This is a genomic window from Amnibacterium sp., from assembly GCF_036559085.1.
GTDB lineage: Bacteria > Actinomycetota > Actinomycetes > Actinomycetales > Microbacteriaceae > Amnibacterium.
On sequence record NZ_DATBTU010000030.1, the window covers coordinates 1 to 10,693 of the forward strand.

11 protein-coding genes and 1 rRNA gene are annotated in these 10,693 nt (G+C 74.1%); all 12 read right to left on the reverse strand.

Annotated elements, in window-relative coordinates; translation table 11 throughout:
- The coding region (locus VIG76_RS05505) for a zinc metalloprotease (RefSeq protein WP_331951906.1) at window positions 1-288 on the reverse strand (288 nt) is incomplete at its 3' end.
- A gap of 2 nt (window positions 289-290) precedes the next feature.
- Window positions 291-1,181, reverse strand: coding sequence for a ParA family protein (locus tag VIG76_RS05510; protein ID WP_331951908.1), 891 nt, complete (start codon window positions 1,179-1,181; stop codon window positions 291-293).
- 185 nt (window positions 1,182-1,366) lie between these two features.
- Window positions 1,367-2,302, reverse strand: coding sequence for a site-specific tyrosine recombinase XerD (gene xerD, locus VIG76_RS05515; RefSeq protein ID WP_414640607.1), 936 nt, complete (start codon window positions 2,300-2,302; stop codon window positions 1,367-1,369).
- Window positions 2,263-2,943, reverse strand: coding sequence for an NUDIX domain-containing protein (locus VIG76_RS05520; RefSeq protein WP_414640608.1), 681 nt, complete (start codon window positions 2,941-2,943; stop codon window positions 2,263-2,265). Before VIG76_RS05520 ends, xerD begins: the two co-directional genes overlap by 40 nt.
- Window positions 2,936-4,666: a CTP synthase gene (locus VIG76_RS05525; protein ID WP_331951909.1), complete on the reverse strand. Its 1,731-nt coding sequence runs from the start codon at window positions 4,664-4,666 to the stop codon at window positions 2,936-2,938. The genes VIG76_RS05520 and VIG76_RS05525 overlap by 8 nt, the downstream gene beginning before the upstream one ends.
- A 22-nt stretch (window positions 4,667-4,688) precedes the next feature.
- A complete protein-coding gene (gene recN, locus VIG76_RS05530; protein WP_331951910.1) occupies window positions 4,689-6,392 on the reverse strand; it encodes a DNA repair protein RecN in 1,704 nt (567 codons plus the stop codon).
- 10 nt (window positions 6,393-6,402) lie between these two features.
- The gene (locus VIG76_RS05535; protein ID WP_331951912.1) at window positions 6,403-7,320 is read right to left on the reverse strand and encodes an NAD kinase; all 918 of its coding nucleotides are present in this window, start codon (window positions 7,318-7,320) and stop codon (window positions 6,403-6,405) included.
- Window positions 7,310-8,131 carry a TlyA family RNA methyltransferase gene (locus VIG76_RS05540; protein ID WP_331951914.1) on the reverse strand — a complete coding sequence of 274 codons (822 nt, stop codon included), beginning with the start codon at window positions 8,129-8,131 and terminating at the stop codon, window positions 7,310-7,312. Before VIG76_RS05540 ends, VIG76_RS05535 begins: the two co-directional genes overlap by 11 nt.
- The gene (locus VIG76_RS05545) at window positions 8,128-8,262 is read right to left on the reverse strand and encodes a hypothetical protein (RefSeq protein ID WP_331951916.1); all 135 of its coding nucleotides are present in this window, start codon (window positions 8,260-8,262) and stop codon (window positions 8,128-8,130) included. The genes VIG76_RS05540 and VIG76_RS05545 overlap by 4 nt, the downstream gene beginning before the upstream one ends.
- Window positions 8,263-8,272: 10 nt before the next feature.
- Window positions 8,273-9,280 carry an HAD-IIA family hydrolase gene (locus VIG76_RS05550; protein WP_331951918.1) on the reverse strand — a complete coding sequence of 336 codons (1,008 nt, stop codon included), beginning with the start codon at window positions 9,278-9,280 and terminating at the stop codon, window positions 8,273-8,275.
- A complete protein-coding gene (locus VIG76_RS05555; protein WP_331951920.1) occupies window positions 9,277-10,152 on the reverse strand; it encodes a tetratricopeptide repeat protein in 876 nt (291 codons plus the stop codon). The genes VIG76_RS05550 and VIG76_RS05555 overlap by 4 nt, the downstream gene beginning before the upstream one ends.
- Before the next feature lie 450 nt (window positions 10,153-10,602).
- Window positions 10,603-10,693, reverse strand: a 5S ribosomal RNA gene (gene rrf, locus VIG76_RS05560); the annotation flags it as partial.

Below are 10,693 nucleotides of genomic sequence, written 5' to 3' on the forward strand. Positions count from 1 at the left end.
CAGAGGCCGGACCAGCACGGCAGCGGTCACGTGAAATCGGCGCGCTCGCCACCGGTCGTTGAGCGGCACCTGCTCGGCCCAGCCGTAGCCGGCGAGCACCATCATCACGCCGCCGTCGGGCCCGATGTTGCGCACCGGGTTCACGGACAGCCGGCCCTCGCGCTGGCCCATCGGGTCGCCGAGCGCCTTCGCCGTCAGCACCGTGGCCCCGCTGCCGATGACGACCCCGAGATACAACGCGGCGATGATGCCGAGCAGCAACGCCGGCTTGTTAAGTACGAAGAGCACGGCTAACGCGCCGGCCAGCGGGCCAGCAGTTCCCGAGCGAGCGCACGGTAGGCGCCGGCGCCGACGGAGCTGCTCGCGTACGACGTGATCGGCTCGCCGGCGGCCGTCGTCTCCGGGAATCGCACGGTGCGCGAGATCACCGTGTGGAAGACCTGCTCGGGAAACGCCTCGACCACGCGCTCGAGAACCTGACGGCCGTGCAGCGTCCGGCCGTCGTGCATGGTCGCGAGGATGCCGGCGAGTTCAAGCTTGTCGTTGAGCCTGTCATGCACTTTTTCGATGGTCTGCAGCAGCAACGCGACGCCGCGTAGCGCGAAGTACTCGCACTCCAGCGGCACGAGCACCCCATCAGCCGCGGACAGCGCGTTCACGGTCAGCAGGCCGAGGGAGGGCTGGCAGTCGATGAGGATGACGTCGTAGCGGTCGGAGACGCGACGCAGCACCCGCGCGAGGGTGTGCTCGCGGGCGACCTCGTTGACGAGGTGCACCTCCGCGGCCGACAGGTCGATGTTCGCGGGGATGATGTCGAGGCCCGGGATCTGGGTCTGCTGGATCGCGACCTGCGGGTCCCGCTCGGAGCCGAGCAGGAGCTCGTAGATCGTCGAGACGTCGTCGGTCTCGACCTTGAGGTTCGCGGACAGGGCGCCCTGCGGGTCGAAGTCGATGAGCAGCACCCGGCGGCCGTAGGTGGCGAGCGCCGCACCGAGGTTCACGGTCGTCGTGGTCTTGCCGACGCCGCCCTTCTGGTTGCAGAGGGCGATGACCCTGGCCGGTCCGTGGCCGCGCAGCTCCGGCGGGACCGGGAACTCGCGGCGCGGGCGACCCGTCGGGCCGAGGGGAAGGTCGACCTCGGTCGTGATCAGGGTGTCTTCGAGTGTGCTGGTGTTCGTCATCCCGACGTCCTTGCTCAAGCTGATGGCGCGAGTGGGTGGTGGCTCGTCCCGACGGTACCGACGGTGCCCCCCGATCGGGGGAGGCACGCCGCGCGCCGCGCGCTCCCCCGAGCGACACGCCGCACCGGGCGATCTCCCGGCGCCTTCCCGGCCGACGAGGCGCCTCCGGACGATCGGAGGTCGGCTCAGCGGGCGCGGGGGTGGGACGTCGTGTAGACGTCGCGGAGGCCGTCGATCGTCACCAGCGTGTAGAGCTGCGTCGTCGCCACGGAGGCGTGGCCCAGCAGCTCCTGGACGACGCGGACGTCCGCCCCGCCCTGCAGCAGATGGGTGGCGAAGCTGTGCCGGAAGGTGTGCGGCGAGACGTGCGCCGCGAGGTCCGCGCGCTCGGCGGCCGCCTGGATGGTGAGCCACGCGCTCTGCCGCGACATCCGGCTGCCGCGCGGCCCGAGGAACAGCGCCGGGGTGGCCGTGCCGCGGGCGGCGAACTCCGGCCGCACCCGGGTCAGGTAGGCGCCGACCGCGTTCCTGGCGTACCCGCCGACGGGGACGAGCCGCTGCTTGCCGCCCTTGCCGAGCACCCGCACGAACTCGCCGGTCGCGAGGTCGTCGACGTCGAGGCCGACCGCCTCGCTGACCCGGGTGCCGGTGGCGTAGAGCAGCTCGAGCAGCGCCTTGTCGCGGATGCGCACCGGATCGTCGCCGTCGGTGGCGGCGAGCAGCCGGCTCATCTCGTCGACGGTGATGGCCTTCGGCAGCCGCATCGGCAGCTTCGGCGGCGCGGTCGCGTGCGCGACGTCGTCGGCCACGATCCCGTCCTCGACGAGGAACCGGTGCAGGCCCCGGACGGTCGACAGCATCCGCGCCGCGCTCGAGGCCGCGGCCCCGGCGTCGCGCCGCATGGCGGCGAGGAACGCCGCGACGTCCGCCTCGGTCACCTCGGCCATGTCGGCGCGCCCGGCCGCGGCGAGGTGCTCGGCGTAGCGGGCGAGGTCGCGGCGGTAGGCGGCCAGCGTGTTGTCGGCGAGGCCGCGCTCGACCGCGACGTGCCGGAGGAACCGGCCGATCGCGGTCTCGGGCGTCAGGGGGTCGTCTCCGGGCGGTCGCCGGGCAGCACCCACGGTGCGCCGCCGAGGCGCGGGTGGCGGAGCCACGGCTCGTCGCCGGGCGCGAGCGTGTCCCAGCCGCGCGACCGGGCGGCCACGGCGGCGAGCGCCCCGACCGCGAGCGACGGGCTCTGCACCCGGCGGTGCAGGATCGCGTCGACGACGTCGTCGAGGGGCACCCAGCGCGTCTCGATGTCCGCCTCCTCGTCGTGGCGGGCGAACGCCGGCAGGGTCGAGATCCCGCGGGCGAGGTACACCCGGATGGTCTCGTCGCTGCCGCCGGGCGAGTTCTGGAAGTCGGCGAGCACGTTCCAGCGCTCGGCCGCGAGGTCCGCCTCCTCGCCGAGCTCGCGCTGCGCCGCGGTGAGTGCCGACTCGCCGGGCCCGTCGAGCAGCCCGGCTGGGATCTCCCAGACGCGCGCGTGGATCGGGTGCCGGTACTGCCGGATGAGCAGCGCGCGCTCCTCGTCGTCGAGCGCGAGCACCGCGACAGCGCCGGGGTGGTCGACGAGCTCTCGGACGATCGGCGTGCCGTCGTAGTCGAACCGCTCCCACGCGACGTTCCACACGCGGCCTTCGTGGATCATCCGCCGCTCGATCACGGGCCGGTGCTCGGGGACGTCCTCGATCCGCCCCTCCCCGGCCGGCTCACGCATCGATCGGGTCCAGCACGTCGTCGGCGGTCTCCTCGACACCGGCCGCGGCCTCGTCGTCGAAGAGGCGGCTGGCGCGCTGCCGGTCGAGGGCGGCGCCGATGAGGCCGCGGAAGAGCGGATGCGCCTTCGTCGGCCGGCTGCGCAGCTCGGGGTGCGCCTGCGTGCCGATGTAGTACGGGTGCACGTCGCGGGGCAGCTCGACGAACTCGACCAGGCGGTGGTCCGGCGACGTGCCGGAGAAGGCGAGGCCGGCGCCCGAGAGGCGCTCCCGGTAGTGGTTGTTCACCTCGTAGCGGTGGCGGTGCCGCTCGCTGACCTCGGCGCGCCCGTACAGGTCGCGGGCGAGGGAGCCCTCGTCCAGGTCGGCCCGGTAGAGGCCGAGGCGCATGGTGCCGCCGAGGTCGCCGCCGGAGAGGATCGCGACCTGCTCCGCCATCGTGGCGATCACGGGGAAGGGCGTGTCGGGATCGAACTCGGTGGACGAGGCGCCGGGCAGCCCGGCCTCGTTGCGCGCGTACTCGATGACCATGCACTGCAGGCCGAGGCACAGCCCGAGCGCGGGGATGCCGTTCTCGCGGGCGAACCGCAGCGCGCCGACCTTGCCCTCGATGCCCCGCACGCCGAAGCCGCCGGGGATGCAGATGCCGTCGACGTCGGCGAGGTGGCGGGAGGCGCCCTCGGGCGTCTCGCACTCGTCACTCGGGACCCAGCGCAGGTGCACCGAGGTCTCGTGGGCGAAGCCCCCTGCGCGCAGGGCCTCGGTCACCGACAGGTACGCGTCGGGCAGGTCGATGTACTTGCCGACGAGCCCGATGACGACCTCGTGCCGCGGCTCGTGCACGGCCTTCAGCACGGTGCTCCAGCGGGACCAGTCGACGTCGCCGGCTTCGAGGCCGAGCGCCTCCACGATGGTGTCGTCGAGGCCCTGGTCGTGCAGCATCTCGGGGATGTCGTAGATCGAGGGCGCGTCGGTCGCGTTGACGACGGCGTTCTCGTCGACGTCGCACATGAGCGCGATCTTCCGCTTGTTCGCCTCGGACACCGGGCGGTCGGAGCGGAGCACGAGCGCGTCGGGCTGGATGCCGATGGAGCGCAGCGCCGCGACCGAGTGCTGCGTCGGCTTCGACTTCTGCTCCCCCGACGTGTTCAGGTAGGGCACGAGGGACACGTGCACGAAGAAGACGTTGCGCCGGCCGAGCTCGTGGCGCACCTGCCGCGCCGCCTCGAGGAACGGCTGGCTCTCGATGTCGCCGACCGTGCCGCCGATCTCGGTGATGATCACGTCGGGCTGCGGGTCGTCGGACGCCTGCAGCCGCATCCGCCGCTTGATCTCGTCGGTGATGTGCGGGATGACCTGCACCGTGTCGCCGAGGTACTCCCCGCGCCGCTCCCTCGCGATCACCTGCGAGTAGATCTGCCCGGTCGTGACGTTCGCCGACTGGCTGAGGTTGATGTCGAGGAACCGCTCGTAGTGCCCGATGTCGAGGTCGGTCTCCGCGCCGTCGTCGGTGACGAACACCTCGCCGTGCTGGAACGGGTTCATCGTGCCCGGATCCACGTTCAGGTACGGGTCCAGCTTCTGCATGACGACCCGCAGCCCGCGGGAGGTCAGCAGGTTGCCGAGGCTCGCGGCCGTGAGGCCCTTGCCGAGCGAGGAGACGACGCCCCCCGTGACGAAGATGTGCTTCGTCGTCCTGTCAGATCCGCTCTGCCCATCCACCACGGGCTTCGATCATACGTGGCCCTCAGACGTCGTCGGCGAGGTCCAGCAGCTCCTGGGCGTGCGCGAGGGCGGAGTCGCTCGTCGTGAGCCCGGACAGCAGGCGCGCCATCTCGGCCACGCGCGCGTCGCCGACGAGCTGCTCGACGGTCGACACGGTGACCTCGCCGTCGGCGTCCTTCAGCACGCGGAGGTGGTTGGTGGCGAACGCGGCGACCTGGGCGAGGTGCGTGACGGCGATGACCTGCGACGACTTCGCGAGCCGGGCGAGCCGCCGCCCGACCTCGATCGCGGCCGCACCGCCGATACCCGCATCCACCTCGTCGAAGACGAATGTGGGCACGGGGTCGGATCCGGCGAGCACGACCTCGAGGGCGAGCATCACCCGCGACAGCTCGCCGCCGGAGGCGCCGCGGCCGATCGGGCGGGGCTCGGCCCCTGGGTAGGCGGAGAGCAGCAGCTGCACGGCGTCGCGGCCGGTGGAGGTGAGGTCGTCGCGGCTGCCGACGTCGACGAGGACCGCCGAGCTGCCCATGGCGAGGTCGCCGAGCTCGGCCGTGACCGCGGCACCCAGCCGCTCGGCGGCCTCGCGACGGGCGGCGGAGAGCCGGCTCGCGAGCTCCTCGGCGAGCCGCTCGTCCTCGGCGACCTGCGCCTCGAGCTCGTCGATGCGGTCCGTGTCGCCGTCGAGCTCGAGCAGGCGGCGGCTCCCCGAGTCGGCGTAGGCGAGCACCGCGTCGAGGTCGGGCCCGTACCGGCGCTGCAGCACCGCGAGCTCGTTGATCCGCTGCTGCACGACCTCGAGCCGTCCGGGCGCGTCGGGATCGAGCGCGGCGAGGTACGAGGCGAGCTCGGCGGATGCGTCGGCGGCGAGCGACGCGACCGTCGCGACGCTCTCGGCGATCGTCGCGAGCGCGGGGTCGAGGGGCGCGCTGCGCTCGAGCGCCCGGCGCGCCTCGACGAGCAGGGAGAGCGCGTCGAGCGCGCCGATGTCCTCGGCGGACAGGGCCTCGTGGGCGGTCGCCGCGGCGACCCGCAGCTCGTCCTGCGCGCCGAGCCGCTCGGCGAGGGCGGCGAGCTCGGCGTCCTCGCCGGGCTGCGGCGCGACGCCCTCGATCTCGGCGAGGGCCGCCCGGAGGTCCCCGGCCTCCGCGGCGCGGGCGTCGCGGTCGCCGGTGAGGTGCTCGAGCTCGGCACGGTCCGCCTGCCAGCGCCGCCACACCTGCCCGTAGTCGGCGAGCAGGTTGGTCACCGCCTCGCCGGCGAACCGGTCGAGCATCTCGCGCTGCGCGGCGGGCGACTTCAACCGCAGCTGCTCGGACTGGCCGTGCACGGCGACCAGCTCGCTGCCGAGGTCCTGCAGCACGCCCACGGGCACGGAACGGCCCGCGACGGCGACGCGGCTGCGGCCCTCCGCCGTCACGGTGCGGCTGACGAGCAGCTCGGCCCGCCCGTCGCCGATCGGCTCGAGCTCGCCGCCCGCCTCGGTGACGCGATCGGCGACGGGCCCGGTCTCGTCCACGAGCCAGCGCGCCTCCGCGACGGCGTTGCCGGCACCGCGTCGCAGCATCCCGGAGTCCGCCCGGCCGCCGAGCAGCAGCCCGAGGGCGGTGATCACCATCGTCTTGCCCGCGCCGGTCTCGCCGGTGAGCGCCGTGAACCCGGGGCCGAGCGGCAGCGTCGCCTGCTCGATCACGCCGATCCCCCGGATCGTGATCTCCTCGATCATGCTGCGGCCCTCACGAGGCCGGGCCGCGCCATCCCGCGACCGGGAGGTCGAACTTCCGCACGAGCCGGTCGGTGAACCGGTCCTCCGACCGGTGCAGCCGCGCGAGCCGGACCGGCGTCGGGGAGGCGCCCACCTCGACCCGGGCGCCGACGGCGAGGTCGAAGGTGCGGCGGCCGTCGCACCAGAGCACGCCCGTGCCGTTGGTGCGGTGGAGCACCTCGACCGCCAGCACGGAGGTCGGCGGCACGACGAGCGGGCGGGCGAAGAGCGCGTGGGCGGAGAGGGGCACCATCAGGATCGCGTCGAGGGTCGGCCACACCACCGGGCCGCCCGCGGAGAACGAGTAGGCGGTCGATCCCGTCGGCGTGGACATGACGACGCCGTCGCAGCCGAAGGTCGACAGCGGGCGGCCGTCGACCTCGATGACGACCTCGAGCATCCGCTCACGCGCGGCCTTCTCGACCGTCACCTCGTTCAGCGCCCAGTCGGTGTGCACGACGGTGGAGTCCTGAAGGACGCGAACCTCGATGGTGAGGCGCTCCTCGACGTCCCAGGCGCGGTCGACGACGCGGCGGATGGTGTCGCTCAGGTCCTCGCGCTCGGCCTCCGCGAGGAAGCCGACGTGACCGAGGTTCACCCCGAGCAGCGGCACGGTGGTGCCACGGACGATCTCGGCGCCGCGGAGGATCGTGCCGTCGCCGCCGAGGACCACGACGAGCTCGAGCTCCTCGACCTCGACGTCCGTGCCGAGCAGGGCCACGTCGCGGGCGTCGTCGCTGACGGCGGCCAGGTCGTGCCGCTCGCGCTCCATGGCGACGGGCGTCACGCCGCCGTCCTGCAGCAGGCGCAGCACCGTGCGGGCGGCCTCGAGCGTCTCCTGCCGACCGGTATGGGCGATCACCAGGACGTACCGACGCTCATCGCCCATGGTCTCCCCCTTCGACGGCACCGGCCGCGATGCGGATCCGGTCCTCCCATCCTCCTGGATCGGACCCGAGCGCGTGCCGCAGGTGCACGAGCGCCTCGCGGTTGCCGTGGGTGCCGGAGATCGGGGAGGGGATGAGCCCGACGGTGCCGAGGCCGGCTCGCGCAGCCGCCTCGAGTACGGTCCGGATGCCGTCGACGCGGTCGGCCGGGTCCGGCACGAGGCCGGCGCGCACGCGGAGCCGCCCGACCTCGAACTGCGGCTTGACCAGGCAGATCGCGTCGCCGCCCGGCTCGAGCACGGCCGCGATCGGCGGCAGCACGTGGACGAGGGAGATGAAGGACAGGTCGGCGACGACCAGCGACGGCCGCTCTGTCGTGCCCGCGAGCTCGGCCAGCCGACCGGGGGTGAGGTCGCGGGCGTTCTCCCCCTCCACGACCACCACGCGCGGGTCCTCGCGCAGCTCGGGGGCGAGCTGGTCGTGGCCCACGTCGAGCGCGATCACCGGGCCCGCGCCGCGCTCGAGCAGCACCCCGGTGAAGCCGCCGGTGGAGGCGCCGAGGTCGAGGGCGAGCCGGCCGGTGGGATCGATGGCGAAGGCGTCGAGCGCGGCCTCGAGCTTGAACGCGGCTCGGCTGACGGGCTGGGCGCCGGCGATCTCGAGCATCGCGTCGTCCGCGACCTTGACCGATGCCCGGGTGACGACGGCGCCGTCGACGCGCACGTCGCCGGCCGCGATCGCCCGGGACGCGGCCGTGCGGGAGCGCGCGAGGCCCCGCTCCACCAGGGCGATGTCGAGCCGGGTGTCGCTCACGGACGCCCGGGGACCGCCTCGAGCCGCGCGAGCAGCTCGGCGTGGACCTCGAGGTAGGCGCCGGCGCGATCGGCCGCCGGCAGCGCCTCGATGGCGGCCAGCGGGAGCGCGGGAGCGGTGTCGTCATCCACGGCAGCGAGACTAGCGAGCGGCCAGGACGGCGTCCGGCACGTCGAGTGCGTAGGCGGAGGCGTCTGCGCCCCACACGGCGGCGGCCGCGGCGCGGAGCACGTCGATCCCCTCGCCGCCGCGGACGACCTCGATCCGGCGGCCGTCGATCCGGACGACCGCGTCGCCGGAGCGGAAGCCGCCGGATGCCGAGCGCACCTCGGGGTACGGCTCGCTCAGGCCGGTGAGGTCGGCGAGCAGGAACGGGGGACGCGCCCGCTCGGGCGCGGCGAGCACCTCACGCGGACCGTCGATGCCGGTCAGCACGAGGGCCGAGGGCATGCCGGCGGCGTTCGCGCCCGCGATGTCGGTGTCGAGCCGGTCGCCCACGAAGAACGGGCGCTCGGCACAGAAGCGCTCGACCGCGGTCTCGAACAGGGGCGTCTCGGGCTTCCCGGCGACGAGGGGCAGCCGCCCGACGGCGGCGTGCACGGCGGAGACGAGGGTGCCGTTGCCGGGCGCGATGCCGCGTTCCACCGGGATGGTCCAGTCGGTGTTCGTGGCGACCCAGAGCCGGTCTGGGTCCGCGAGGGCGAAGGACGCCTCGGCGAGATCCGACCAGCCGAGCTCGGGCGCGAAGCCCTGCACGACCGCGTCCGGGGCGTCGTCGGCGGAGCGGACGACCTCGAAGCCGGCTTCCTGAACGACGGCGACGAGGCCGTCGCCGCCGATCACGAGCACGCGGGCGTGCGCAGGGAGGCGGTCGGCGAGCAGCCGCACGGCGGCCTGCGGCGAGGTGACGACCTGGTCCGTCTCGACATCGAGGCCGAAGCCGCGCAGCTGGTCGGCGACGGTGTCGGGGCGGCGTGAGGCGTTGTTCGTGATGTACCCGATCCGCAGCCCGTCGCCCCGGAGCCGCTGCAGCGTCTCCACGGCGTTCGGGATCGCGGCCTTGCCCCGGTAGACGACGCCGTCGAGGTCGAGCAGCAGGACGTCGGCGCCCTCGATCGGTACGCGTCCCGGGCGGCGGCCCAGCCTCACCGGTCCTGCTCGCCCGGCTCGGCGTCGGCGGCGGGCTCGCCCGGCGTGGGCTCGTCGGCCGGAGCCGCATCCTCGGCCGGCGCCGACTCCGGTGCCTCGAGCACCTCGTCGACGACCTCGACCGAGGTGGACTCCTCGTCCACCTCGTCGAGCAGCGTGGCGGCTCGGGCGGCGCGACGGTTCCAGCGCTCGGCCTCCTCCGCCTCGCCGAGGTCCTCGTGCACGGCGGCGAAGGCGAGGAACAGCTCGGGCGACCAGGGGTGCACGTGGGTGAGGTCCACCGGCGCGCGCTCGAGCTCGTCGAGGGCGCCGCGCGGGTCCCCCTGGTCGAGCCGGGCACCGGACATCGCGATCGCGAGGCCGACCTTCGCCTCGAGCGGGAGGTTCTCGCGGTCCACCGATCGGCCGAGCTCGAGGGCGCGGTCGGGACGGCCGATGCCGCGCTCGCTGTCGACCATCAGGGCGATCTGGTCGTCGGATCCGGAGATCCGGCGGAAGGTGCGCAGCTCCCGGAGCGCGAGCGCGAAGTCGCCGATCGCATAGGCGGTGATCGCCAGGCTCTCGCGGACGATCGCGATGCGTCCGGCACGGCCGGCAGCCGCGAGCGCGTGCTTGTGGGCGAGCTGCGGGTCGTCGTCGATGAGCCGGGCCGCCATCACCAGGTGCCGCGCCACCTCGTCCGCGTTCTCCTTGGTGAGCGTCTTCAGCTCGATGCGCGCCGCGCGATCGAGGTCGCCGGGGCGCACGTCCTCGGGGACCGGCGGATCGTCGCGGCGGGGCCGGGCGTCGTCACGGTGGGCGGGCGGACGCTCCGTGCGACGGGCGTCGCGCGGGCCGGCGGCGTGACGGCTGCGGTCGCCGGGCGCGCGCACGACGGGCCGGCCCGCGTCCCTGGTGCTGTCGCGGCGCGGGCGTTCACCGGTGCGGTCGCCGCGCTCGGGGCGCAGCGGCCGGTCCGAGCGGTCGGCGCGGCGCGGACGATCGGTCCCGCCCTGCTGGCCTGGGCGGTACGGCCGGTCGGAGCGACCGGCCTGGTCCGACCGTCGAGGACGCTCAGTGCCGCCCTGGGGCGAACGATCCGAGCGGCGCGGACCGTCGGAGCGGCCCGGCTGATCGGAGCGCGGCGCACGGTTCGGGCGGTCCCCGCGTGCGGCGTCCCGGGGCCGGCCGTCGCGCTGCTCACGGCGCGGACGATCCGGCTGGTCCCCTCGGGGTCGATCCGGCGTGCGGTCGTCGTCGTCGGCCACGCCCGATCCTTCCTCTGGGTCCGGAAAATGAGACGAGGCCATCTTCGGGTGAAGATGGCCTCGTCTGCAAAGGGAGTCCGGCGGTGTCCTACTCTCCCACGGGGTCTCCCCCGCAGTACCATCGGCGCTGAGAGTCTTAGCTTCCGGGTTCGGAATGTGACCGGGC

What these genes read in the sequence shown, in the direction of transcription:
- recN (WP_331951910.1), bottom strand. Translation starts at nt 6,392, where the DNA reads ATGATCGAGGAGATCACGATCCGGGGGATCGGCGTGATCGAGCAGGCG.
- VIG76_RS05510 (WP_331951908.1), bottom strand. Translation starts at nt 1,181, where the DNA reads ATGACGAACACCAGCACACTCGAAGACACCCTGATCACGACCGAGGTC.
- VIG76_RS05535 (WP_331951912.1), bottom strand. Translation starts at nt 7,320, where the DNA reads ATGGGCGATGAGCGTCGGTACGTCCTGGTGATCGCCCATACCGGTCGG.
- VIG76_RS05520 (WP_414640608.1), bottom strand. Translation starts at nt 2,943, where the DNA reads ATGCGTGAGCCGGCCGGGGAGGGGCGGATCGAGGACGTCCCCGAGCAC.